This is a genomic window from Erysipelatoclostridium sp. An15, from assembly GCF_002160675.1.
Lineage (GTDB): Bacteria > Bacillota_I > Bacilli_A > Erysipelotrichales > Coprobacillaceae > Thomasclavelia > Thomasclavelia merdavium.
The window spans coordinates 1-25,176 of sequence record NZ_NFLA01000005.1 but is presented as its reverse complement, the minus strand read 5'-3'; the positions used below and the strand labels follow the sequence as shown (position 1 = coordinate 25,176).

Genomic DNA, 25,176 nt, shown 5'->3' with positions numbered 1-25,176 from the left:
GATGTTTTCGATCCTTTTTAATTGGTAAAAATATTTGACACACCTATAGGAACATCTAGTTTATTTCATTTATTTTTTCTAAAATTTAAATTAAGTACAAAGAAAGGGGAAAGTAAATGAAAAAGGGATTGATTATCGTAGGTCTGACTTTAATTTTTTCTTTGATGTTTTCTATTACACCAATAAGGGCAATTGAAAGTCAAGATGAAAATTTAAAAGTAGACTACATCGTTGAAAAAGTATCTGAACAAAAAGCACAAATAAAAATAAAAGTGACTAATGTTTCTGGTACTGTTTTATCAAACGTACAATTAAATAATGAAATTCCAGATGATTTTAATATTGATGATAGTAGTAATATAACAATTGCTACATTAGGAGTTAACGAATCAAAGGAATATGAATTAACGGTAACTTTAAAAGATGATGTTATTATTAGTGGTGATGGTGATTTAGAAAAAAATGATCCTGATAATAATAAAACAGAACAACCAAATAATAAAAATAGTCAAGTTGATACCGGAGATAATGTTAAAATTGGATTATTTGTCTTGGGTGGTCTTTTTAGTTCGTTAATCATTTTTAAAGCGATTAAAAAAAGAAGAATTAAATCATTGTTATCAATATTGCTAGTGGCAATGATGGCTTTAAGTTCAATTAATCTAGTTAAAGCAAATGAAATTGTTAGTAAAGAAATTAAATTAACAGATGGTATTGTTTTAAATAATACTGATTATGAATTTGGTCTACATATTACCTATCAATATGAAACTATTGTTGAAGATAATAATACTATTACTAGAGGTGAATGGATCAATAGTCTAGTAACAGCAATGAATTATCCTGATTTAACAGTAGAAATTGACAAACCATATTTTAATGATACAGCAGGAACAATTGTTGAAAACAGTATTAATTATGCTGTAGCTTATGGCATTGTAGAGTTAGATGATGAAAGTTTTTATCCTAATCAATTAGCAAGTAGAGAATTTGTTGCAGTTACGACTGTTAAAGCATTAGGCTTCATCCCTCAAGATGAATTAACATGTGATGATGCAAATGAAATTGAAGATAAACAGGAAGCTTATTTAGCTGTAAAATTAGGAATTATTAGTTTAATTGATAATCATTTTTATCCAAATGATAATGCTACAATGACATTAGTTAATAAGTCATTATCAGTAGTAAAAGATGTTTTAGATTCTCAAAATGTAAGCAATGAACCAGTAAGTAATATTGATTACAAAGATGGTGTAATTACGCTACAAGAAAATGAAGTTACAATTCTAGAAAATGAAATTATTATTAACAATGGAGTAGAAACTGAAGATATTCAAAAAGACAGTATTATTGTCGTTGGTGAGACTGGTTGTTATAAGGTAACAGATAAAAGTACTCGTGATAATAAAACTGTCTTGGGTGTTGAACCAGCAGATTTAAATGAAGTAATTGAAAATATGAATATTGAAGGAACTACAAAAGCTGATTTTTCTAAGTTTATTCCAGGAGAAAATGTAATTGTTGATATTCCTGAAGCTGATACAAATGCTCGTTCTGTAACAACACCGGATATTGGTAAAATGACATTTGAGATTTCTTTGGGTGATAATATAGCTGTAAAAGGATCTTTAAATGCAGATATTACAATTACAACTAAATGTGATATCGATGCAAGATTTGCCTGGCCGCCTTTAGATTTTAAAAATATAATGTTGAAATTAGATCCTAGATTGGATGTTGAAGCAGGAATTTATGTAGGCGATTCTGAAGGAGCTATTGACGAAGAAACACTTGAAAAAGTAAAAGATGCTTTTAAAAATGGTAAAAAATGCAAAGGAACTATTAATCTAGGTAAACTACCTGTAGTTGGAATTCCTGGGTGCCGTATTTATCTTGAATTTGGTATGCAATATAGTCTAGAAGGACATTTTAAGGTAGTATGCAATGTTGATGGACAATTTGGTGTACAAGTTTATAATAACAATCCACGTTTAATTTGTTCAGCAAATGGTAGTGTATCACCAGAGTTAGGTGGTAATGTTAAAATTGGACCAGAATTAGCTGGTGTTTTAAAAACTTTAGGTTATGACATTATTGATTTAAGTGCTAGTACCGGTGCTGCTGGTGAAGGAAGTTTAGCTTATCGACCTACAGGTATGCTATGTGCTGATCTTGGAGCATACGCGTATATGGATATGTCTGCTTTAAAAAACTGTGTAATTGGTGATTGGCTTGATGTAGGTTGGGAAAAATCATTTTGGGATTCTAAAAATAGTCCTTTAAAATGTAATGGACATTTTGAAAATGGAACTTTAGTAGAAAACTGTACCTATTGTGATGCGACGATAAACGGAATGGTTGTTGACGCTGAAACTAATGAACCAATTAGTGGCGCTGATGTAAAAGTATTCAGGGTATCAGATGGACAACAGATTACTAGTTCGTCAACAAATGATCTTGGAAACTTTACAATATACGTTGCCGGAAATCAACGACTTAGAGTTGAGACTTCTAAAGATGGTTATATGACTTGTAAAGAAGAAATAGATGTTGCTAGTAATGAAGTTAAACAATTACAAACAAGGTTACAAGTCCGTGGTAGTGATGGAACAAACGAAAAAGGTAAAGCCGGTGGAATAGTTAGTGACGCGCAAACAGGGAGAGGAATTAGTGATGTAAATATCAAAGTGCGTCAAGACTGGGGAAATAAAGATGGAGAAATCTTAAAGACCTTGGCAACTAATGCTTCTGGTGAATATTTAATTGATGACATGAGTTTAGGAAATTATACTTTAGAATTATCAAAAGAAAATTATGTAACAAGCTATTTGAATATTGTTATAACTAAATCTGGAAATTTACAACAACATGCTACTTTAAACCCTAAAGCAATTGCTGGTGATGAAAGTGAGTTAAGAGTTGTATTAACATGGGGACAAGTGCCTAGTGATATCGATTCACATTTAGTTGGAAATAATGATCGTTTCCATGTTTACTATAGTAACAAACAATATTCTAAAGATGGTGAATTGATTTGTGATTTGGATGTTGATGATACTTCTAGTTATGGACCAGAAACAATGACATTATATAAATCTGCGCATAATGAAGTTTATAGTTTTTATTTACATAATTATACAAATCGTAATTCTACAAATAATAGCATTCTATCTAATTCGGGTGCAACATTGACCATTTATGTAAAAGGTGAATATAAACAAACAATTTATATTCCAACGAATACCCAAGGAACATTATGGCATGCATTCAACTATCATAGTGATAGCCAGGAAATAGAATTAGTAAATAATTTTTCTTATCAATCTAGTCCAAGTGCAATTGGAAATTAAGTAGTAAATATATTTAAAATCTGTAATAAAATTAGATATAAAAAAAGAAGTAATTGCTTGTAAACAAGTTTTACTTCTTTTTTAGTATGGAAAGCATCATTTAAGATACTTATTAGATAGCTTTAATATTTTTTAAATGTTCAACATAATCATGACATTCAATTTCATCACCGATTATTGTTTTGTTAATTGGATTAGTCATATTGAAAACATAAACATAAGCCTGATCGATTTTTTCACCATCTTGATTATAAACATCAAGCAGTTCTTTATTATATTCATTATCAGGGTTATTTTTTCCAAAATAACATTCTAATTCATCTAAAGTTTTTGCTGTTGTTTCATCAACTTCATGAATTTCTCCAATAACTAAATTAGATCCTTCAGGTAAAAATGCTGGATAGATTTTTTCTTTAATTGTTTTTAAACTACCTTTAATATATCCATTATAACGATATGTATCTTTACCTTTTAAATAACGTTCATAATTATAAACACCTTTTCTAAGAGTTCCGTAAACAAATATTTTAACCATTAATGTGTTGCCCCACCTGTCACTTTTAAATCTTCATTAGTATCAACAATTGCTTCAATAGCAGCAGTTAAAGCAGCAACGATAGTATCTAAACTCATACTAGGTTGTCCTTTTTTGTCGATAACTTGTTGTGGTAAAAATGGGATATGAATAAATCCACTTCTTTTACCAGTATATTTAGTTTCTACTAAATGTCTTACTCCATAAAGTACGTGGTTACATACGAATGTACCTGCTGTATTTGAAACAGAAGCAGGGATATTTTTTGATTGAATACGTGCTACCATTGCTTTAATTGGTAAGTTGCTAAAATAGGCAGCAGGACCATCTGGATAAACTGGTTCATCAATAATTTGTTGACCAGCATTATCAGGAATACGACAGTCATCAATATTAATTCCAATTCTTTCTACAGTAATATCAGGACGACCACCAGCTTGACCAATTGATAAAATTACATCAGGGTCATATTTAGCGATTGCTTCATCAATTACTTCTAAAGATTTATGACAAACAGTAGGAATTTCTAATTTAATAACTTTGGCACCAGCAATTTCATCTGGTAATTTTTTAACTGATTCAATAGCAGGGTTAATTTTTTCCCCACCAAATGGATCAAAACCAGTAACTAATATTTTCATTTAAAATCACTCCTAAAACGCTAAAACTAACATTAAAATAATATGAATAACGATCATAAGTAAAGCTATTGGTAATTGTGATTTAATAACAGCCCATTTTTGATCCCTCGTCTCTAAAACGGCACATGGGACGATATTAAAGTTGGCGGCCATAGGTGTCATTAAAGTACCACAATAACCAGCTGTCATCCCTAATGCTGCAACTACAGAAGGGTCGCCACCTTGATTAATAACAAAAGGAATACCAATACCAATAGTAATAACTGTAAAGGCAGCAAATGCATTACCCATAATCATTGTAAAGATTACCATTCCTAAAACATAAACAACAACACCAATGAAGACATTTCCAGAAGGAACGACATTAGAAATAATTTTAGAAATGACATCTCCAACACCAGCAGCATTAAATACACTTCCTAATGCTCCTAATAATTGAGGTAATAAACATGAAGCTCCAACTTGCATTAATAATTTAGATGTATCACTACGAGTTTCTGATAATTTTGGTTTACAAATAGCAATTGCTAAAATTAATGCTACAACACAAGCAAGTCCAGTCATTACTGCACCATCTAAAGCAGTTACAGCACCACTAGAACTTCCAAAAGAGAATAATTTAATTGTAAAGAAATCACTTAATTTTAAGAAAAATGTTTCTGCTGTATCAGCGTTATATTGGATTAATGATAAGATTAATGCCATTACCCCAATAGAAACAGCAGGAATAAAGATTTTATTTCCGATTTTTTCACTTGATGCTTGACGGAATTCAGGAGTAGCTTCAACGAAAGCTCCCATACGAACTTGTTTAGTAGCTGTTAGACAACCCATAACAACTAAAATTGCACCAGTGACAACGTTTGGAATTATTTTACCAAACATGAATGTAATACCTAATAAAGCCCAAAATAAAGTTGTACCAACACGTGCTTCTTCATTTTTTGTGGCACGATATGCAGTATCAAAACTTACAAATGCACAAAGTACATAGAAAAATTCAGGAAGATATACACTTAAAAAATCTAACATTATTTTTTACCTCCTTTTTTAATTTTTCTATCAAATAAAAATACTTGAATAAATGTTAAAACAACTGAAATAATTGCAATATAGATTGATGAAGCAGCAATAGTTCCTAATGTTACTTCTGTAAATCCAGCAGTAGCCATTGTACCTTGCATTAAAACAACACCACTTGCTGCAGGGAAACAGTTTTGAGCAAAGAAGTTTCCATAGTTTTCTACAGCAGCTGATAAACCTTTAATTTTTTCTTCTTCATCATTATCAAATTTTTCACCTTTAACTTGTTCACCAGCAGCTTGAGCCATTGGTAAAACTAATGGACGTACGAATTGAACTACACCACCAATTCTGATATTTAAAGCAGATGCAATTGTACGAACAACGGAATAGATAGCAAGAACTTTTCCGGCAGATGCATTTTTAATTTTACCAATTAAATAAGCAGCTCTTTCTTTTAAACCATATCTTTCAATAATTGCGATAACAGGGAAAATAATTAAGAAAATTGACATCAATCGATTAGAAACAAAAGATGAACCTAAAATTTCCAAAATTTCAACAAAGCTCATTCCAGATATTAGGCCTGTTACAATCCCTGAAATAATTACTGTTGCAAGTACGTCTAATTTTAGAGCAAAACCGGCAACAATTATAACAATACCTATTAATGTTAAATATTCCATAATACTCTCCTTTCTAGTATTGCACACAATATTGTTATAATACATATTTTATATGAACGAAAAAATATACTTTTTCCATTCATATAAATATCATGAAAAAAATCATCTATTAGATGCATGATATGTATATTATTATGCAATAATGTATACAAATTCGATATTGTATACACAAAATTATATACTTTTTTTTAACATATTTCAATACACCTTAAAATCCTCTGATTAAATCAACGATTTTTTAAGAAAAGAAAGGAAAAAATCCTTTCTTGACAATAAATTGATATTTTAAAGATTCTTTAATTGCATTTAAAACTGCTAAAATCATTACATCAATATATATTTCAATTGATTAGATTAATAAAAAGTAATTTATGAATAATGGGTAAAATGTAAAAAAATGTTATTTAAATAATACTATTGACCGGTTGTTACAACCGGTCTTTATAATTTAATGTTAAAAAGAAGGTGTTGATAATGTAATGAAAAAATTGTTTTTATAACCTTAAATATTTGTGAGATATATTATTGTTTTTGATGTAGAGGGGGGAAAAAAGAAATGAATAGTGAGTTATCAAAACGAGAACTGTTTGAAACGGTTCCTGTAAAAAAACAAGTTGCGACATTGGCTGTACCGACAATAATTAGTCAGATCGTAACGATTATATATAATCTCGCTGATACTTTTTTTGTTGGTCAATTAAACAATCCATATATGGTTGCTGCAGTAACTGTAGTTTCACCATGGTTTAATTTATTAACAGCATTAGGAAATTTATTTGGAATTGATGGCAGCAGTCTTATTTCAAGGTTATTAGGAGAAAAACGAGACAATGAAGTAAAATACGTTTCTTCTTTAAGTATTTATGGTGGCATAATTATTACATTTATTTTTTCATTATTATCATTATTATTTCAAGGTCCATTGCTTAAAGTATTAGGAGCAAGTTCTAATAATATTCAATATGCTCAATCATATTTGTTTTGGACTGTAATTTTAGGTGGTATTCCAACAACATTGAGCATGACAATGGCTCATTTATTACGGGGTGAGGGTAAAGCTAAATTTGCTAGTATTGGGATGATGCTAGGAGGAATCTTAAACATTATTTTAGATCCATTATTTATCTTTGGCTTAGGACTAGGTTTTTCAGGTGCAGCAATAGCGACAGCAACTTCTAATTTAGTATCAACTTTATTTTTTATTTATATATTTTATCGTGTAAAAAAACAAACAACGATGTCTTTAAATATTTCTTATTTTAATACTAGTTATTTAAAACCGGTCTTATCGGTTGGAATTGCTTCAGCGTTAACTACGTTATTAGCAAATGTATCAAATATGGTAATTATTATGTATAGAAGAGTTTTAAAACAGATAAAGGTGTAAATCTATGAGGTTATTAGCTTCATGGATTTTTTTATGGTATTAGGATAGATCATTTTTATAAATTTAAGATAGCTTAATTAAAAACTTAAAAATCTTTATAAAGTATTAACATAATGCCGAAAATTTAATTTTAATTTTTACAATTTTCTTACAGAAAATCGGTATTTTTACAAAATTTCCAAATGATATACTTCTAGTGCTAGGAGGAAATATAACAAAATGAAAAACAAAATTTTAAAGGTAGGGATGTGTGCATTATTGGCTGCTAGTTTTTTAACTGGATGTGCTGAAGAAAGTACACAAACAGATGTAGATTTAAATTCAATGACAATTGAAGAAATTACTGAAAAAGCAAAAGAAGATGGAGAAATCAATTCAGTAGGTATGCCTGATACTTGGGCTAACTGGGTTGAAACTTGGACTGAAATTGAAGAACAGTATGGAATTAAACATTCAGATACTGATATGTCAAGTGCTGAAGAATTAGCTCTTTTTGCAAATGAGGCTAATGATGCAACAAAAGATATTGGTGATGTTGGCCAATCATTTGGACCAGTAGCTGAAGAACAAGGGGTAACATTACCATATAAAACATCTTATTGGGATTCTATTCCTGATTGGGCAAAAGATGATGATGGTGACTGGATTATTGGTTACTATGGAACAATTACATTTATAACTAATACTGATCTTGTAGAAAAAGCACCAACAAGCTGGCAAGATGTTTTAGAAGGGGACTATACATTAACTATCGGTGATGTTTCTGTTGCAACACAAGCACAAAGTGGATTGTTAAGTGCTGCAATCGCTTTTGGTGGTAGTGAAAGTGATATCCAGCCAGGATTAGATTTCTTTAAAACATTAGCAGAAGAGGGACGTTTAGACATGGGAGATACAAGCGTTGCTCGATTAGAAAAAGGTGAAATAGAAGTTGCTGTTCTTTGGGATTACAACTCTTTAGGATATCGTTCACAAATTATGCAAAATAATCCAAATGCTAATTTTGAAGTTTCTGTACCAACTGACGGAGCTATTCAAAGTGGATATTGTACAATTATTAATGCTTATACAAAAAGACCATATGCAGCAGCATTAGCAAGAGAATATATCTTATCAGATGAAGGACAAATCAATTTAGCTAAAGGATTTGCTCGTCCAATTCGTGATGATGTAGTATTACCAGATGATGTAAAATCTAATCTTTTACCAGATGATCAATATACAAACGCTCGTTTTATCGAAGACCAGGAAGCATGGGATCAGTCAGTTTCTGATTTAGCAACATCTTGGCAGGAAGAAGTGGTTGCTTATGCGCAATAAGACAGTATTTGTTTTATTAGATGGTTTACAAAGTGAATATGCAAAAGAACATTTAGGGTATTTAGAACATTTATGTGAAAAAAATAGGGCTGCAAAATATGAAGTACTAGGTGAATTACCTAGTTCTTCGCGCCCAATGTATGAAACTATATTTACTGGTGTACCAGTTTTTGAACATGGAATTACGAATAATGGGATATGTCGTCTTTCTAATCAAGAACATTTATTTAAACTATTAAAAAAGGCCAATAAAAAAAGCCTTGCTTTAGCATATTATTGGATCAGTGAATTATATTTATCAGCACCCTTTGATAAAGAAAAAGATGTCTATCATGAAGATGAATTATCTTGTATTGATCGAGGGTTCTTTTATTATGGTGATACTTTCCCAGATGATCACTTATATTCACTTTCTTCAAGTTTAATGGTAAAAGAAGATTATGATTTTGTCTTTGTTCATCCAATGGGGATTGATGATGCTGGACATAAATTTGGCGCTGGTTCTAAAGAATATTCAGGCGCTGTTATTCAAAACGATAAACTATTATCAACATATATTCCTATGTGGTTAGATCAAGGTTATAACGTGGTTGTTGGAGCTGATCATGGTATGAGTGAAAATGGATATCATGGTGGAAACAGTGATATGCAACGAAAAACTGCTCTTTATATTATCGCTGATGAAGTTGTTCCAGGGGTACATTCTAAAGAATTAACAACTATGGAATTTGCGCCATTATTATGTTGTTTGTTAGGAATTAAGCCAGGTGAAAAAATGAAGTCACTGGAGGTGGAATTTAAAAATGAAAAAAATCAAAAATAAAGTATATTTATTAGCATTATTACCATTTTTTATCATGGTTTTGCTATTTGAAATATTACCTTTGATTAATATTGTAATCGAAAGTTTTTCTAAAACTGGAGGTGGCGGTTTTACATTAGAGCATTTCACTAGAATTTTTTCTACTCGCTTGTATCAACAGTCTATCTATAACAGTTTGTGGATTTCAATTTTTTCAGCAGTCTGTGGAATTATAATTGCTTTTTTAGGGGCAAAAGCAGCTAATAGTGCAAGTACAAAAATTCGTAATATTTTTACAAGTATCTTAAATATTACTAGTAATTTTGCTGGGGTTCCATTGGCATTTGCGTTTATGATTTTATTAGGTAATGTGGGGATTTTAACTTTAATTGGAAAAAATTATGGTATTGATTTTTTAGCAAACTATGATTTATATACAATTAATGGTTTATTACTTACATATATTTATTTCCAGATTCCTTTAGGAACACTATTAATGCTTCCAGCTTTTAGTGGTTTGAAAAAAGAATGGAAAGAAGCAGTAGGTTTGTTAGGAGGAAATAGTTTCCATTATTGGTTTAAAGTAGCAATTCCTTCTTTATTCCCAAGTATTTTAGGAACATTTTCGGTATTATTTGCCAATTCATTGGCAGCATATGGTACAGCGTATGCCTTATTGAGTAATAATATTTCTCTTTTACCAATTCGTATATCACAACAATTTGTTGGTGAAGTTGTCCAAAACCAGGAATTTGGGTGCGCTTTATCACTTGTGATGATGGCTTTAATGGTTATTTCTGTTCTTATTACTAATAAGTTACAGAAAAGATCAGGAGGTGCAAAATGATAGTAAAAACACGTTTATGGGATGGTTTGATTTTATTAATTATTGCTTCATTTTTAATTATCCCATTAGCATTAACTTTCTTATATTCTGTTTTTACAGAATGGATGGATATTTTGCCAACCGGTTTTACACTAAGCTTTTATTCAGAGATTTTTTCAGATGGAGCATTTATTAATTCATTATTACGTTCGATCGTTATCTCTTTTGTACCAGTTTTAATTTGTACTATTGCAATACTTTTAGTTTTATATGTAATTACTTTATATATGCCTAAATTAGAAAAATATGTAGAAATTTTATGTAATATTCCTTATGCAATTCAAGGGGTTATTTTAGCTGTTGGGGTTATTTCGTTATATTCTGGTAGACCTGGATTTTTATCAAATCGTATTTTTCTATTAGTTGGAGCTTATTGTATTATTATTTTACCATATACATATAGAGGTCTAAAAAATACAATTGGTGCTTTGAATGTTAGATGTGTTATTGAAGCAGCCCAAGTATTAGGATGTTCTAAAATCCATGCCTTCTTTGCAATAGTTATTCCTCAAATGAAAAGAGGGATTATTTCTACAATGATGTTAGCTTTTACAATGTTGTTTGCTGATTTCGTTGTTGTTAATATGATTGCTGGAAGCGCATTTAGAACTGCGGGTATTTATTTGTATCAAACGATGTCTAAATCAGGACAATTATCAAGCGCAATCATTGTTATTTTATTTGTTACAACTTTGATTATTTCAACTTTAACACTGATTATTCAAAATAAAGCTGTCACAAAAAGGAGGAAAGCATAATGGCTTATATTGAATTTAAAGAAATTTGTAAAAGCTATGATGGTAAAAATCAAGTACTAAAAAGTATTAATTTAGATGTCGAAAAAGGTGAACTTGTTACTTTATTAGGTCCAAGTGGATGTGGTAAATCAACATTACTTCGTTCATTAGCTGGGTTAGAACAAATTAGTTCTGGTAGAATTATTTTAGATGGCGAAGATATTACTGATGTTCCAGTACAAAAGCGAGGAATTGGAATGGTTTTCCAACAATATTCTTTATTTCAAAATATGAATGTTGAAGATAATATTGCTTTTGGTTTAAAAATAGCAAAAATGGATAAAAAATTAATCCAGGAAAAAGTGAAAAATGCTATTGAAATGGTTGATTTAGTAGGAAAAGAAAAAAGCTATCCTAGTCAATTATCAGGGGGACAACAACAACGTGTTGCAATTGCTAGAGCTATTGTAATGGAACCAAAAGTATTATTATTAGATGAACCACTAAGTGCTATTGATGCTAAATTAAGACGTGAACTACAAGAAAAAATTAAAAGAGTTCAAAAAGAATTAAAAATTACAACAATTTTCGTTACTCATGACCAGGATGAAGCAATGATCATGTCTGATAAAATTCATTTAATGAATAATGGAGTTGTTGAACAAAGTGGTAATCCAGTACAATTATATACTCATCCAGTATCTAAATTTGCTGCTGAATTTATTGGTCATTATAATATTTTAGATAAAGATAAGCTAAAGACTCTTTTACCTTCAAAAGATTTCAATAATAATTTCTATGCTATTAGACCAGAAACAATTCATATTCAAACAGAACCAATTGAAGATAAAAACATGTATGTATTTGAAGCAATTGTCGATAATTATATTTCAAGGGGAAATGTTTTAAGATATACTTTACGCCATGAAGACGTATCATTTAAATCAGAAGTGCTTTTTAGAAGTTATACACTGTTTGATGAAGGTCAAAAAGTATATGTTGGTATTGAACCACATAATATTCTAGAAATTAGAGATTAAATGATAATATATACAGCTGTTTAATCAAAGATTAAACAGCCTTTTAATCTTTAATAGACAATAGAAAAATAATATAATTTAGTTATAATATATACAAATAAAACGATAGGAAGTGATAAGATGATAAAACAGAATTTACATACTCATTCTATTTATTGTGATGGTAAAGATACAATTGAAGCAATGGCTTTAGAAGCAATAAATAAAAGATTCAATGTATTAGGTTTTTCAGGACATGGGAATTGTCGTAATGTTGATGATTATTCTATGGATGAAAACAATACTAAAAAATATATTGAAGATGTATTAGCAGTTAAAGAAAAATATCAAGATCAGATTAATATTTTTCTAGGGGTTGAACAAGATGTATTAGGACAACGTTTTAAAAAACATGATCCTTATGATTATATAATTGGCAGTGTTCATTTTGTTAAGGCTGGGGATAAATATTTAGCGGTTGATTTTAGTAGCGATGTTACTAAGGAGATTGTTGAATATTATGGTAGTTTTTTAAACTATGCTAAAAGCTATTTTGAAGAAGTTAAAAAGATAGCTAATATGGATGAAGTTGATATTGTCGGTCATGTTGATTTATTAACTAAGTTTAATGAAAATGAAGAATTTATTAAATTTGATGACCCAGATTATTTAAAATTAGCATATAACTGTATAGATCAATTACTTGCAAAAAATAAAATATTTGAAGTTAATACAGGAGCTATTGCTCGTGGTCAAAGAAAAACACCATATCCTCATAAAACATTGCTTAAATACATTTATGATCATGGTGGAAAGATTTGTTTAAATAGTGATTGTCATAATAAAGAGATGTTAGATTGTTATTATCAAGAATCTCTTGAGTTAATACAAAGTTGTGGTTTTACTACAATGATAGAATTAACAAAAGATGGTTTTGTAGAAAGACCAGTTAGTGATTTTTTAAATATTTAAGATAATAGGGATTAAAAATAGTTGCTGTTATGAATTATTTTTAGTCCTTTTAATTTGTGAAATTTTATAAATAAAAATCTATTTTAAATAAAGTGTGATATAATAATTATAAATATTATATTTATTAATTTGAATTAATTAATACTTTTATTGTTATTAGAAGGGGATGATTTTATGGATGTATTTAGCTTTGCTAAAAAGATGTTGAAAAGGGAATTTAATAAATGTATTAGTTATTCAATTGTTTTACTGGTAGCTTTGATTATTAGTTTTATATTTACTGATTTTATTGATAATCCATTATTAATTGAAAATGATCCGGTTATTGGTGCGGGTACTTTTAGAGAAATGAGTATTCCGCTTTCTAAAGGATTACCATTTATTGTAATTGCATTATGCTGGGTTATGATTTTATATGCTAGTAATTACTATCTTAGCAGCCAAACCGATTCATTTGCATTGCTGTTAATTTCTGGTGGGAATATCATCGATGTTGCTAAATTTGTTTTGTGGCAGGTTGCAATCATGTTTATTGGTATTGTGCCTGTAGCCTTGCTTTTAGGAACCGGAATTTTAAAACTAATATATATGTTTATGTTTTCATATCTAGGAATAGATGTAGTTTATAAAATACCAATTACTACTTATATCAATGTGTTATTGTCATTAGTACCGATTTTAATGGCTATCTGTGTAGCAGTTGCGGGATTTTCACATCGTAATACTTTGCAGGTATTGTTAGGTAGAGCAGAAGCAAATAAAAAAGTGAAGATCAAGAAACATAATAAAAGTTCATTGATTTATATTGTCATCTATCTCTGGTCAATATCACTTGTTTTCTTCCAAAAACATCAGTTAACGGCATATATTTTTCCAGCAGCTGTTGGGGTAATAAGTATATATGGTTTATTTAAACGGACAATACCAAAAATTATCCAGATGTGGAAAAATAAAGGTGGATTAGAAAAAGAGCATCTATATATATCATTATCAAACTATGTTGTTTCTTTACAGGGGACAATTATATTTTTAATGTTAATGCTTGTTTTAGTATGTGGCCTGATACCAGTACTGATAAGTCAGGATAAAATTACAAATGAATATATTACAGGATTAATAAGCTATATAGTAATGGCGATATTAATTGTAGTAGGTATTGTCTATAAATTTATTGATAATATGATGATTAGAAAAAATGAGTTTGTCTGTTTAAACAGGATCGGTTATACCAAAAAAGAAATAAAAAAGATTATTCGTCAGGAAGTAATAATATATTATTGTACAATCATATTTTTACCATTGCCGTTAGTCTTATCAATTGGCACAAGGTATATAATGAATAATGATTTAACTGTTTTAAAGCTGATGATTTTAATTGCAATATATATCATACCGATCATACTATCGATATTTGTAACATATAATCTGTATTTAAAATTTATGATTAAAAAGGAGAATCAGGCAGTATGAAAAAAGTATTATTAGAAGCAAAAAATATAAGCAAGATATATGATCTTGATACTAAAAATCCTTTTACAGCAATGAAAGATATTTCATTAACAGTTTATGAGGGAGATTTTATATGTGTTATGGGACCTTCTGGTTCTGGGAAATCAACATTGATAAATAATATTTCTACAATCGATATTCCAACCAAAGGACAGGTATATATTGATGGCAATGAAATGAATAGTATGAGTGAAAAAGAGATAGGAAATTTTCGGTTTCAAAAATTAGGGTTCATTTTTCAAAATTACAGCCTGTTACAGTCTTTGACAATTTATGAAAATATTGCTGCTCCTTTATCATTACAAAAAAATAAAACACCAGATATGAAAAAGAAAGTAGAAGATATGGCCAAGCTATTAAATATCAGTAAATTACTTGATAAGTTTCCTGATGAATGTTCAGGAGGGGAAAAACAAAGAGCTGCAATCTGCAGAGCATTGGTTACTGATCCTAAGCTGATAATTGCCGATGAACCAACAGGGAATCTTGATAGCAAAAATTCTCATGAATTATTGCAGATATTAAGAAAAATGAATCAAGAGCAGTCAAAAACAATTGTAATGGTTACACATGATCCTCAAATTGCCTCATATTCATCAAAGTTAATATATATAACTGATGGAAAAATAGTTAAAGAGTTAGAAAAAAATAATATGAGTCAAAAAGAATATTTTTATGAAATAATCAATATAACTTCAAAAGATGCTCAGATGCTTTTTACTGATTAAAAAGATAAAATTTTGTATTAAAAATGTGGATTTAATTATCCACATTTTTAATAGCGGTTAAATAAAATAATTAATCTTTAAGTATTTTGTTTATTGTTATGATATGGTTTTGAGGATTGATTAAAGCATCTTCACAGTGACCTTTATTTTTTAAGAGTATTGTATTGGTATTAAGATAGTGTTTTTTTAAATATTTAGCAACTTTTTTAAATAATATTTCATTTATAGTAGAGCCATATAAATAATATATTTTAGTATTAGGAGTATCAATATCATTGCGTAATTTAAATTTTCCCACTTCTTTTATATAATTTATAATTGTTGTATTAGAAATATGATCTATTAGTTGTAAAAACAGATCAAGTTTATCGATTGTTATTATTGTATTAATAGCCTGATTTATTGTTTTTTCATCACGAATTTTAACTTTATGAGTAATTGATAAATACTGTTTTGTTAAAATATTTATTAATACTTTTCCAAAAGGAAGAAGCGGTGAACTTTCCAAAATCAGTTTTGTTATCTCAATATTCTGGTTTTGCCATATATAGCTAGCAACAATACCACCCATACTCATCCCATAAATTGCATATACTTTATTGCCATATTTAGTTATATAATAGCTTTCTAATTCTTTTACACATCTTTCAAATGAAATAAAATCTTCTTTATCATCAACATTGTGACCAGTTAATATTGGAACAATTAAACAATAATCTTTTTTATAAAAATCGATATAATCTTGCCATATCTGATACGGGCTTTCAAAACCATGAATTAGAATTATTTTGTCATTACTTGGATTACCATATTCTAAAATTTTCATTATTTTTTACCCTTGTTTAATTGAAACTATTCTAATCGCTGCTGCCATACCACCATCACCATATGAAGGACTTTCAATAAATTTTGTTGCTTCTTTGCTTAAAGATTGGTTAGTATTTATTGAATGAATTATTTCATTTTCCCAACCATTAAGTCTAGCCATCGATATTGACTCAATACCAAGTATTGCATCAGTAAGATGTTTTTGATAAGATTCAAAATGTTTTTCAATAATAAAATGCATTAATTCAAGCCTTTTTGACATACTTTTAATATTAAATGAAGCTGGAGCAGTACGATAATCAATTAATGCTTGTTCAACGATACCGATATTTGCTTCTGGTATACATTCAAGCATGCTTAAAAAGAATTCCCAGTCTTCAAATCCAGAACGCATCGATTCATCATAGCCACCACATTGTTGCCAAATATCACGGCGAAGAATATGAGTGGCAGGACAGCAATTTCGTGAAAGAAATGGGATTATATTACCGCCAGAAGGACAGACTGTTGCTTCGAGTGTACCAAATGTTTTCATCCATGATGATGCTGCGACCATTGATGGATCATTATGAAATAATTGACTAACTTGTTCAATATATGATGGTTCTAATTGATCATCGCCATCAAGCACTAAAACTAATGGTGCTTTTGTTTGGCTAATACCGGTATTTCTAGCAGCAGATACCCCTTGATTTGATTGTTTTATTATTAGTAATGGAATAGTTATATTAGGATCGGTATTTATATTATCTAAGATATTAAGTGATTGTTTATCGGTAGAACCATCATCAACAATAATAATTCTTTTAGGTGCGATAGTTTGTTTACACAATGATTGAACTGCTTCTAAAATCATTGAACCTTGATTAAAACTTGTGATAACGGCTTCGATATTTGTTTCCATGAAAATTTCCTCCTTTAATTTACCTAATTAAATTATCTTATTTTTATTGTTTCTTTACAATGTAAAAAATAATAATTTATAAAAAATGGTCGGTATAATAATAAAAAAGAGTTTTCAAAACGAAAACTCTTGTACATAGTTGTTTATAATACTAATTATTTTTCATTAAAAACTTGCATATAATTTGATTTTGTTCTTTTTCATCATCTACAACTAAAATATTAACCATACTAATCCCTCCGTTTATTTCGCTAGGATTATAACATAGGGTTGTTAAAAAAATGTTAAAGGATATTAATAAATTTAAATGATTAATATTATTTCAACACTTATTAAATACTAATTATTTATTCTATTACCAGGACATGGAGGTGATGAAGCATTGAAAGAGTAGTTGTTAAATTCACAGTAGCTAAAGGAATAGTATCGACTTTTATGTATAAGATATTAAAGCATCGCTATACTCATGTAGCTATTGGTTTAAATGAAAATGATTTTTATAGTTTTTGTTTTAAAGGTTTTTCCAAGGAAAAAAAACGATCAAAAATACCCCAAAATTGGCGTGATAATTATGCGTATTGTTATATAGATGTTGATAAACAGCAATATAACTTAATTAAACAAGAAATATATTTGATTTTAGAAAATGAAAGAGATTATAGATATTCAATTATTGAATTTATTGGGGCGTTTTTAAAAATACCGATTAGAATTAATAATCATTATTTTTGTTCTTATTTTGTTGCAGATGTTTTAAAAAATGCTGGTTATTCATTACAAAAAAATCAAATTTATATTTGCCAGATACTTTAGCTAAAGAGTTACAAGGTAATCAGTTTGTAGAATATACTGTGTAGATTTTTAATATTTTTTAAACAATTCTTTTAAAATAAACAAATATTTTATTTAAAGAGGAGGTAATTAAATGTTAATAAGAGTAGTTATTGTAGTAATTGTAACAATAGCGTTAATTGGTACTGGTTTGTTGGCTAGAAAAAAAGTTTAAAGATGGAGGAGCAAAGATGATTAAAAAAGTTGTAGCCATAGCAGCTGTAGTAGTAAGTGTTGCTGGAGCGGGTTTATTTATTAAATATAAAAATAAATATTAATGATGAATAATAAGGGATACTATGCATTAGTTTCTCTTTTATTTTATCTTTTGTAAAACTACACATTTATATAAATTCGTTGTAAAATAAGTATATATAACAAAGGAGGATGCGTTATGAATAATTTTAGTGAAGATTTAAGAAAGTTATTATTAGTAGGAATTGGTGCAGTTGCCATAACTGCTGAAAAGTCTAAAGAAGTTGTTGAAGATTTAGTTAAAAAAGGTGAATTAACGGTTGAACAAGGAAAAGTTTTAAATGAAGAACTTAAACATAATGTTGCTGAAAAACTTAGACAACCTGTAAGTGTAGAAACAGTTGAACAAGATTTACAAAAGATGGACGTAGATGACTTAGAAAAATTAAAACAAAAAATAGAAGAATTACAAAAATCAAAGAATGAATCAAAATAATAGTTTGAGTACTAAAAGGCGTCTAGCACAGATTCTGGCAATACTGAGAAAACATCATATAACAAAAGGAATTGATCCGGTAAAGTTTAGAATGATTTTAGAGGATCTGGGACCAACATTTGTTAAGATTGGTCAAATAATGGCTTCTCGACAAGATATGTTTTCTCAGCGTTATTGTCGAGAATTGGTGAAATTAAGAGATAATGTTGCTCCAATGAGTTTAGATGTAGTAAAGAGGGTCATTGAAAATGAATATCAAGAAGATCTAAAACAGGTTTTTATTGATTTTGATGTTAATCCTTTAGGAAGTGCTTCGATTGCTCAGGTTCATAAAGCAATATTAAAAGACGGACGTCAGATTGTAGTAAAAGTTCAACGTCCTGGTATTTATGAGATGATGGAAAGAGATATTTCTTTGATCCGTCGTGCAGTAAAGATTTTAAAGTTAAATGATGTTTTAGGTAGTGTTGTTGATTTAAATATCGTTTTAGATGAATTTTGGCATACTGCCAAAGAAGAAATGGATTTTTTAAATGAAGCCAGTTTTGCTAAAAGATTTGCACATTTTCATCAAGATATTAATTACATAGCAGTTCCAGAAATTATTGATGAGTATAGTACTAGTAAAGTACTTGTGATGGAATATATTGATGGTTATGAAATTGATGATCGAATCACATTAAAAGATGCAGGTTATGATTTAAAAGAAATTGCCGCAAAATTAGCAGAAAATTATATTAAACAAATTGTAGATGATGGTTTTTTTCATGCTGATCCTCATCCTGGTAATTTAAGAATCCGTGATGGAAAAATCGTTTGGATCGACTTTGGGATGATGGGTATTTTAAATCGCTGTGATAAAGATTTGTTGAAAGACGCAGTTTTAGCTATTGGGCAAAATGATACGCAAAAACTTGTTGATGTAATTTTGACATTAGGCAAGCATGATAATCGTATTGATTATGCTTTATTTTATGATAATATTGAAACATTTATGAAGCACTATGTAACAATGGACTTAACAGATATTAATCTAGGAGATGTGGTTCAGGAAATTTTTATGATTGCTCATAAACACCGCATTTCAATGCCAAAAGGTGTTAGCATGTTAGCACGAGGGTTGGTAACTATCGAAAGTACAGTAATGTTAGTAGATCCTCATATTAGCATTATTGAAATTGCTGCTAATCATGTTGCTAGTCATATGTCAAAAGAGTTTGATGCTAAAAAAGAATTAACAAACTCAGCTAAAAAGGTATATGATGCTAGTCAAAATATATTAAATCTTCCCGTTCAGCTTTCAGAAGTTATTCGAATGATAATGAAAGGAAGATTAAAGGTTAATTTAGATATTATGGAATCAAGCGTTCCTATGAAAGCGATAAATCATATGGTCAATAAATTAATTGTAGGAATTATCAGTGCTGGATTATTGATGGCAAGCAGTTTGCTTTGTACAACCCAAATGACTCCTAAAGTTTTTGGAATACCAGCTTTAGGTTTTATTGGCTTTATGACAGCGGTAGGATTAGGAATATGGCTATTATTTACTGTTTTAAAAGAAAGAAGAAAAAATAAATAATATTTGATTGCTATAAATTCTAACTAGAGTTTATAGCATTATTTATATGAATAATATGCGTGATTTTTGTATTTTATGCAGATTCTATTCAATATATATCTCTTTTCATTTATAATATAAGTAACAAAGATAATATTGATCCAATAAGATACATAATAATTTTGATTTCTATATGAGGGGAAAATCTTATAAAATCATTATCAATATGTATTAAATATTTCTAGTTAGTTTACTAAAGTATGAATAATAAATTGTGGGTGTTATTTTAAAGGTACATTAAGGGATATAATAGCTGTATCATTTATAGCATTTTAAATTAAATAAAATTAATCAAAACGTTGGACTGTAACAAAATATAATAATCAGGATATTATTAAAACATTTTATAGGTACAATAATAAAATAATTTTATAGCTAAAAGGAAATTTGTTGGATCAAACCTCAAATTTCCTTTTGCTTTTTATAGGGAGGGAGAAGAATGCGATTAGATAATATCAACAAAACATATCATAATAAATTAAATGATGTTCATGTTTTAAAAGATTTAAATTTTACTTTAAATACTGTTGGTTTGACATTTATTATCGGTAAAAGCGGCAGTGGTAAAACAACATTATTAAATATCTTAGCTGGACGTGATCATGATTATACCGGTACTATGATATTAGAGGGAAATGTTGAATATGTTGAACAGGAATATAATCTGATGGAAAGTCTAAGTGTTTTTGATAATCTGTTTATGCTGTGCAAAGATAAAGAAATGATAGACTTGAAATTAAAACAGTTTGGCTTGTTTGAACATAAGGATAAAAAAGTAAAGAAATTATCAACCGGTCAAAAGAAAAGAGTACAGGTGTTAAAGTGTCTGTTAAGTCAGCCGGATTTACTGATCTGTGATGAACCGACAGCCGCATTAGATGCAGCCAATAGTAAACTTGTCATGGAAGCATTAAAAGAAGCGGGGAAAAATATTCCAGTGTTAATAGTAAGTCATGACAAAGCTTTATGTAATCAGTATGCCAGTCGAATCTGTAAACTGGAAAACGGATATATAAGTGAAGATAAGATTATCAGTGAACAAAAAGAATATCATTTAAAACAGTCTAGAAAAATAAATCGACCAGTAAAAGAATATCTGTATCTGATTAAAAAGATGATAATCTCAAGACCGGGAGACAGTCTAATAAAAGCAGTGATAATGAGTCTATTGATATTTTCTTTATATGCCGGGATCAATTTTTTCAGTTCAGTATCAGGAAAGAGTGATGCCAAATATAAATGGACAACAGGAGAAAATCTGTTAATAACAATCGGTAATGAAGAAAATAAAAGCGATGAAAATAAAACGGCAGAATCTTATCAGGTTGTTGAACCAATATATTCCACATATGATTTTTATACCAAGCAGGATGTTCAAAATGTATTGAATGAAGTAGATGAGGTAATAGGATATCGAGCAGGATGGGATACAGGTATTTATGATTGGTCAATTTATCTACCTATGTATACATATGATGAAGCTAAGAAAGTATTAGAGACAGCAGATCCGAAACGACCAAGCACTCAAAAACTAGCAGCTAGTATAGAATTATTTGAAAGTGAAGGGGGACCTGAACATGAAATCCGTAACGAAAAAATATTTGTTTATTTTTATGGTTATAATGGTTTTAAAGATTGTGCAGGTTACTATCCGAATGATTTAATAGGTACTTCTATTTACTTTAATAATTTATTTTATCTAGATATGGTAGTTTATCAGATGAAAAATGATTATCAGTTTTCATTATTATATGGCAATCAGATGAAAAGCGATGATGAAATAATCATATCATTAACAGTAGCTGATGAGCTATTGTCAAATGAATCAGTATCCAGCTACGAAGATTTGATAGGAAAAGAATTAGACTTGGTTGATGGTTCATGGCATCCTTATGAATATTTTAAAACTCAAGACCCATTAAAAAAAGGAAATAATGAAGAAAGTTATTTTTCTTGCAAGATTGTCGGGATAACAGATTATAAAAATAATTATGAAAACCAGGTGTATCTAAGAAATGGTGTTTATGATAAATGGATCGAGGAAAATTATCAAATGAATCCGAAATATTTAGAATATCAATATGCTTATTATTTAATTGATCCAGAAAGCAATAGTGATGAAATAAGCAGTAAAATTGATGAAATATCAGCTAGTACAGACAGTCATTATGTAAGTTATGCAAGTAATGAAAAAAGCAGTCAGGAATATAATAATCCGATACTATACTGGGGAATCAGTATGATAATGATCATATTAGTAATAATGGTAATGATTGGTTATGAGATATTAAGTAATCGAAGATTGAAAAAAGAAGGACAGATAATCAAGGAAGCTGGATATAAAGCAAAGCGAATAACATTTATGATAGAAGGGATAAGTATAATAACAGGAGTAATAGTCTGGCTGATATTATTACAGCCACTGATTGAAAAGATCAATGAAATAGCATTCAGATATGAATATAGTGAAATACTGACATTTAATTTAAGTGACTTTGGAATCAGTATAATATTGGCGATTATTATAATGTTATTGATAAAGGGAATAAGCTATGAAATACGGATTAGAAGGAATTAAAAAGAGTTTTGGCAGACAAACAGTATTCGATGGACTTGATTTTGATTTTTCTAAGTGTGGATTGTATCTGATTAAAGGTGAAAGTGGTAGTGGTAAAACAACATTATTGAATATTATTGCTGGATATGAAGATTTTGATGGTGGTAAAAGAGTAATAGAGAAAGGAACTAAGATTGCTTATATTTTTCAAACTTATGAGCTGATTAATAATTTGACGGTAGCTGAAAATATTGATCTGTTTGAAAATCTTTATCATATAACTTTTGATAAAAAACAGGAGATTATCGAAATTTTAGGTTTACAAGATATTATGGATCATTATCCTGATGAATGTTCTGGTGGTCAAAAACAGCGTATTGGAATTGCTCGAGCCTTAATGATGGATCCAGAAATCATCATTTGTGATGAACCGACTGAATCTTTAGATATGGAAAATAAACAAAATGTAATGGAACTTTTAACGACGCTTGCAAAAGAAAAGATAGTTTTGTTAGCAAGTCATGAAACAGAACTGATTGAAAAATATCAACCAGCTGTTTATGAAATAATTGATAAAAAACTCCAAAGCAATGATGAAATAGACAATGAAGTAGTAGAAGCTAAAGATGTTTTGTTGCCTAAACCGGATCAAAAATATTTAAAAAAGATAATCAGAAAAATTCTGCATCACAGTTCGATAGTTCAGCTATTGATTATTCTGGTGATTGCTTTAACAGCTTTAGTTTCATTGCAAACCTATTTTACAATTTTTAAACCGATAGAATCATTAAAAATTTTAAACAGTTATGAAATATATATTGAAGTTACTAATGATGATGAAGAAAATCCGGTCAGGGTTCCTGGTGAAAGAATCGTTAAGTTTGATAATATTATTCTTGATGGACGTAAATATCGGATAAATGTAGTACCTATAGTTACCAACAATGAAGAATTAGAATTTTATGGTCAAAAGGAAATAAACGGTAATGAGATTATAATTAATCAAAATGTTGCTAAAGTCTTAATGGATAGTCAGGGCGTATCAAAAGAAAAATTGATTGGTCAGGAAATGAATTTAAGTTATAAAATTGATTTCTTTAGTAATGAAGATACTTTTGAGATTGCGGGAATTGTCTATGAAGATGATGTTCAAAATGTATTACAGGTATATTATTCAAATGATTATTTTAAACAGACTCGTAGTATTAGTGAAGATATGGATTATTATGTTTATCATAGTGATTCTAAAAACATCGAAAATGATTATTACCGGTTTTCAAAAAATACACAGTTAGAAACTACGAATTTATTTGTTGAAAATATGGAAAGAATTAATAATGAGATGGGAATTTTTGAATTAGTATTTAAAGCTGTAGTAATTGTAATTTTTACAACCTTGCTTATTTATACGATTTATTCTTTGAAAAAACAATGGCGACAAGTATCAGGGAATTTAGCGATTATAGCTAGTTGTTTAGTATTACTGTCAAAGATTAAAAGCAGTTATATAAAAGAAAAGTTCAAAGAGTTAATTATTATTGATATTGTTTTAATGGGTGAAAGTTTACTTTATTTATTGTTGATAGGAAATCGAGGAATTGAAATTAATGCTGGTGTTATTATAGTATTGAATATTATTTATCTGGTAATGCTTTTAATAAATATAAGAAGTATTAAAGATTATGAAATTGCTACGATCTTAAAAGATGATAAAGATAATTAAAAAAGAAATATAGTTTTTGATAAAGGGGATTTTTAGAAACATAGGTATCAACTTGAAATACCTATGTTTTTATTTTAAATAATAATTTATATTACTAAACATGTGATAAACTATAAGTTGAGTAAACTCAACTATCAGTCGGTGGAGTATAGAAAAGAGATTATGCTATCATAAAAGTTGTCAAAGGAGTGAATAGATAATGAAAAAACAAACTTTTGGAAATATAATTGTTTCATTACGTAAAGAAAAGGGAATGACACAGCTTGAGTTAGCTGAAAAAATGGGGGTTACTGATAAAGCGGTATCAAAATGGGAGCGGGATATCCCGACTTTCTAAAGATTCCGATAAATAAAAACATAAGACCAACTATCTTTGATGATAATTGGTCTTTTTTGATGTGAACTGATTAAAATGTCGGAATCTTT

The 25,176-nt window shown here is 29.1% G+C and carries 22 protein-coding genes; 16 read left to right on the top strand and 6 right to left on the bottom strand.

Features of this window, described 5'->3' with window-relative positions; all coding sequences use genetic code 11:
* Positions 1 to 116 precede the first annotated feature (116 nt).
* Entirely contained in the window at positions 117 to 3,350 is a 3,234-nt protein-coding gene (locus B5E92_RS03090; protein WP_087299120.1) for a carboxypeptidase regulatory-like domain-containing protein, read from the top strand.
* A 112-nt stretch (positions 3,351 to 3,462) separates the two neighbouring features.
* On the opposite strand, the gene B5E92_RS03085 is transcribed toward B5E92_RS03090, so the two are convergent.
* From B5E92_RS03085 to B5E92_RS03070, 4 genes are read right to left on the bottom strand one after another with little or no spacing between them, the layout of a single operon-like run.
* Entirely contained in the window at positions 3,463 to 3,885 is a 423-nt protein-coding gene (locus B5E92_RS03085) for a gamma-glutamylcyclotransferase (protein ID WP_087299118.1), read from the bottom strand.
* Positions 3,885 to 4,526: a pyroglutamyl-peptidase I gene (gene pcp / locus B5E92_RS03080; RefSeq protein ID WP_087299116.1), complete on the bottom strand. Its 642-nt coding sequence runs from the start codon at positions 4,524 to 4,526 to the stop codon at positions 3,885 to 3,887. The genes B5E92_RS03085 and pcp overlap by 1 nt, the downstream gene beginning before the upstream one ends.
* A gap of 12 nt (positions 4,527 to 4,538) precedes the next feature.
* Complete coding sequence (locus B5E92_RS03075; RefSeq protein WP_087299114.1) at positions 4,539 to 5,558, bottom strand: DUF979 domain-containing protein; 1,020 nt, start codon at positions 5,556 to 5,558, stop codon at positions 4,539 to 4,541.
* Complete coding sequence (locus B5E92_RS03070) at positions 5,558 to 6,235, bottom strand: DUF969 domain-containing protein (RefSeq protein ID WP_087299112.1); 678 nt, start codon at positions 6,233 to 6,235, stop codon at positions 5,558 to 5,560. Before B5E92_RS03070 ends, B5E92_RS03075 begins: the two co-directional genes overlap by 1 nt.
* Positions 6,236 to 6,791: 556 nt before the next feature.
* Between B5E92_RS03070 and B5E92_RS03065 the strand changes: the two genes are divergently transcribed.
* From B5E92_RS03065 to B5E92_RS03025, 9 genes are all read left to right on the top strand, one after another.
* Positions 6,792 to 7,622, top strand: coding sequence for an MATE family efflux transporter (locus B5E92_RS03065; RefSeq protein WP_087299110.1), 831 nt, complete (start codon positions 6,792 to 6,794; stop codon positions 7,620 to 7,622).
* Between the two features lie 219 nt (positions 7,623 to 7,841).
* Positions 7,842 to 8,942 carry an ABC transporter substrate-binding protein gene (locus tag B5E92_RS03060; protein ID WP_087299108.1) on the top strand — a complete coding sequence of 367 codons (1,101 nt, stop codon included), beginning with the start codon at positions 7,842 to 7,844 and terminating at the stop codon, positions 8,940 to 8,942.
* Positions 8,932 to 9,765: an alkaline phosphatase family protein gene (locus B5E92_RS03055; protein WP_087299106.1), complete on the top strand. Its 834-nt coding sequence runs from the start codon at positions 8,932 to 8,934 to the stop codon at positions 9,763 to 9,765. Before B5E92_RS03060 ends, B5E92_RS03055 begins: the two co-directional genes overlap by 11 nt.
* Entirely contained in the window at positions 9,746 to 10,591 is an 846-nt protein-coding gene (locus B5E92_RS03050) for an ABC transporter permease subunit (protein WP_087299104.1), read from the top strand. Before B5E92_RS03055 ends, B5E92_RS03050 begins: the two co-directional genes overlap by 20 nt.
* A complete protein-coding gene (locus B5E92_RS03045; RefSeq protein WP_087299102.1) occupies positions 10,588 to 11,388 on the top strand; it encodes an ABC transporter permease in 801 nt (266 codons plus the stop codon). Before B5E92_RS03050 ends, B5E92_RS03045 begins: the two co-directional genes overlap by 4 nt.
* Positions 11,388 to 12,407 carry an ABC transporter ATP-binding protein gene (locus B5E92_RS03040; protein ID WP_087299100.1) on the top strand — a complete coding sequence of 340 codons (1,020 nt, stop codon included), beginning with the start codon at positions 11,388 to 11,390 and terminating at the stop codon, positions 12,405 to 12,407. The genes B5E92_RS03045 and B5E92_RS03040 overlap by 1 nt, the downstream gene beginning before the upstream one ends.
* Positions 12,408 to 12,527: 120 nt before the next feature.
* Positions 12,528 to 13,358 (top strand): histidinol-phosphatase HisJ family protein, encoded by an 831-nt coding sequence (locus B5E92_RS03035; protein ID WP_087299098.1) that lies wholly within the window; start codon positions 12,528 to 12,530, stop codon positions 13,356 to 13,358.
* A gap of 174 nt (positions 13,359 to 13,532) precedes the next feature.
* Positions 13,533 to 14,828 carry a hypothetical protein gene (locus B5E92_RS03030; protein ID WP_087299096.1) on the top strand — a complete coding sequence of 432 codons (1,296 nt, stop codon included), beginning with the start codon at positions 13,533 to 13,535 and terminating at the stop codon, positions 14,826 to 14,828.
* A complete protein-coding gene (locus tag B5E92_RS03025; protein WP_087299094.1) occupies positions 14,825 to 15,595 on the top strand; it encodes an ABC transporter ATP-binding protein in 771 nt (256 codons plus the stop codon). The genes B5E92_RS03030 and B5E92_RS03025 overlap by 4 nt, the downstream gene beginning before the upstream one ends.
* 70 nt (positions 15,596 to 15,665) lie before the next feature.
* Here the strand turns inward: B5E92_RS03025 and B5E92_RS03020 are convergent, their stop codons facing one another.
* A complete protein-coding gene (locus B5E92_RS03020) occupies positions 15,666 to 16,421 on the bottom strand; it encodes an alpha/beta fold hydrolase (protein ID WP_087299092.1) in 756 nt (251 codons plus the stop codon).
* Between the two features lie 6 nt (positions 16,422 to 16,427).
* Positions 16,428 to 17,327 (bottom strand): glycosyltransferase family A protein, encoded by a 900-nt coding sequence (locus tag B5E92_RS03015; RefSeq protein WP_087299090.1) that lies wholly within the window; start codon positions 17,325 to 17,327, stop codon positions 16,428 to 16,430.
* 435 nt (positions 17,328 to 17,762) lie between these two features.
* On the opposite strand from B5E92_RS03015, the gene B5E92_RS03010 reads away from it, so the two are divergent.
* The 6 genes from B5E92_RS03010 (at position 17,763) to B5E92_RS02985 (ending at position 25,087) form a co-directional block, all read left to right on the top strand.
* Complete coding sequence (locus B5E92_RS03010; protein ID WP_087299088.1) at positions 17,763 to 18,140, top strand: hypothetical protein; 378 nt, start codon at positions 17,763 to 17,765, stop codon at positions 18,138 to 18,140.
* A 412-nt stretch (positions 18,141 to 18,552) separates the two neighbouring features.
* Positions 18,553 to 18,849: a phasin family protein gene (locus tag B5E92_RS03005; protein ID WP_087299086.1), complete on the top strand. Its 297-nt coding sequence runs from the start codon at positions 18,553 to 18,555 to the stop codon at positions 18,847 to 18,849.
* Positions 18,836 to 20,431: an AarF/ABC1/UbiB kinase family protein gene (locus tag B5E92_RS03000; protein WP_087299084.1), complete on the top strand. Its 1,596-nt coding sequence runs from the start codon at positions 18,836 to 18,838 to the stop codon at positions 20,429 to 20,431. The genes B5E92_RS03005 and B5E92_RS03000 overlap by 14 nt, the downstream gene beginning before the upstream one ends.
* A gap of 478 nt (positions 20,432 to 20,909) precedes the next feature.
* Positions 20,910 to 23,048 (top strand): ABC transporter ATP-binding protein, encoded by a 2,139-nt coding sequence (locus B5E92_RS02995; protein WP_087299082.1) that lies wholly within the window; start codon positions 20,910 to 20,912, stop codon positions 23,046 to 23,048.
* Positions 23,023 to 24,750 carry an ABC transporter ATP-binding protein gene (locus B5E92_RS02990; protein ID WP_087299080.1) on the top strand — a complete coding sequence of 576 codons (1,728 nt, stop codon included), beginning with the start codon at positions 23,023 to 23,025 and terminating at the stop codon, positions 24,748 to 24,750. Before B5E92_RS02995 ends, B5E92_RS02990 begins: the two co-directional genes overlap by 26 nt.
* A gap of 199 nt (positions 24,751 to 24,949) precedes the next feature.
* A complete protein-coding gene (locus tag B5E92_RS02985) occupies positions 24,950 to 25,087 on the top strand; it encodes a helix-turn-helix domain-containing protein (protein WP_087299078.1) in 138 nt (45 codons plus the stop codon).
* The last annotated feature ends 89 nt before the right edge of the window (positions 25,088 to 25,176 follow it).

What these genes read in the sequence shown, in the direction of transcription:
- B5E92_RS03005 (WP_087299086.1), top strand. Translation starts at nt 18,553, where the DNA reads ATGAATAATTTTAGTGAAGATTTAAGAAAGTTATTATTAGTAGGAATT.
- B5E92_RS03055 (WP_087299106.1), top strand. Translation starts at nt 8,932, where the DNA reads ATGCGCAATAAGACAGTATTTGTTTTATTAGATGGTTTACAAAGTGAA.
- B5E92_RS03070 (WP_087299112.1), bottom strand. Translation starts at nt 6,235, where the DNA reads ATGGAATATTTAACATTAATAGGTATTGTTATAATTGTTGCCGGTTTT.
- B5E92_RS03040 (WP_087299100.1), top strand. Translation starts at nt 11,388, where the DNA reads ATGGCTTATATTGAATTTAAAGAAATTTGTAAAAGCTATGATGGTAAA.
- B5E92_RS03015 (WP_087299090.1), bottom strand. Translation starts at nt 17,327, where the DNA reads ATGGAAACAAATATCGAAGCCGTTATCACAAGTTTTAATCAAGGTTCA.
- B5E92_RS02985 (WP_087299078.1), top strand. Translation starts at nt 24,950, where the DNA reads ATGAAAAAACAAACTTTTGGAAATATAATTGTTTCATTACGTAAAGAA.
- B5E92_RS03000 (WP_087299084.1), top strand. Translation starts at nt 18,836, where the DNA reads ATGAATCAAAATAATAGTTTGAGTACTAAAAGGCGTCTAGCACAGATT.
- B5E92_RS03075 (WP_087299114.1), bottom strand. Translation starts at nt 5,558, where the DNA reads ATGTTAGATTTTTTAAGTGTATATCTTCCTGAATTTTTCTATGTACTT.
- B5E92_RS03035 (WP_087299098.1), top strand. Translation starts at nt 12,528, where the DNA reads ATGATAAAACAGAATTTACATACTCATTCTATTTATTGTGATGGTAAA.
- B5E92_RS02995 (WP_087299082.1), top strand. Translation starts at nt 20,910, where the DNA reads ATGCGATTAGATAATATCAACAAAACATATCATAATAAATTAAATGAT.
- B5E92_RS03045 (WP_087299102.1), top strand. Translation starts at nt 10,588, where the DNA reads ATGATAGTAAAAACACGTTTATGGGATGGTTTGATTTTATTAATTATT.
- B5E92_RS03060 (WP_087299108.1), top strand. Translation starts at nt 7,842, where the DNA reads ATGAAAAACAAAATTTTAAAGGTAGGGATGTGTGCATTATTGGCTGCT.
- pcp (WP_087299116.1), bottom strand. Translation starts at nt 4,526, where the DNA reads ATGAAAATATTAGTTACTGGTTTTGATCCATTTGGTGGGGAAAAAATT.
- B5E92_RS03090 (WP_087299120.1), top strand. Translation starts at nt 117, where the DNA reads ATGAAAAAGGGATTGATTATCGTAGGTCTGACTTTAATTTTTTCTTTG.
- B5E92_RS03085 (WP_087299118.1), bottom strand. Translation starts at nt 3,885, where the DNA reads ATGGTTAAAATATTTGTTTACGGAACTCTTAGAAAAGGTGTTTATAAT.
- B5E92_RS03025 (WP_087299094.1), top strand. Translation starts at nt 14,825, where the DNA reads ATGAAAAAAGTATTATTAGAAGCAAAAAATATAAGCAAGATATATGAT.
- B5E92_RS03065 (WP_087299110.1), top strand. Translation starts at nt 6,792, where the DNA reads ATGAATAGTGAGTTATCAAAACGAGAACTGTTTGAAACGGTTCCTGTA.
- B5E92_RS03030 (WP_087299096.1), top strand. Translation starts at nt 13,533, where the DNA reads ATGGATGTATTTAGCTTTGCTAAAAAGATGTTGAAAAGGGAATTTAAT.
- B5E92_RS03010 (WP_087299088.1), top strand. Translation starts at nt 17,763, where the DNA reads ATGTATAAGATATTAAAGCATCGCTATACTCATGTAGCTATTGGTTTA.
- B5E92_RS03050 (WP_087299104.1), top strand. Translation starts at nt 9,746, where the DNA reads ATGAAAAAAATCAAAAATAAAGTATATTTATTAGCATTATTACCATTT.
- B5E92_RS03020 (WP_087299092.1), bottom strand. Translation starts at nt 16,421, where the DNA reads ATGAAAATTTTAGAATATGGTAATCCAAGTAATGACAAAATAATTCTA.
- B5E92_RS02990 (WP_087299080.1), top strand. Translation starts at nt 23,023, where the DNA reads ATGAAATACGGATTAGAAGGAATTAAAAAGAGTTTTGGCAGACAAACA.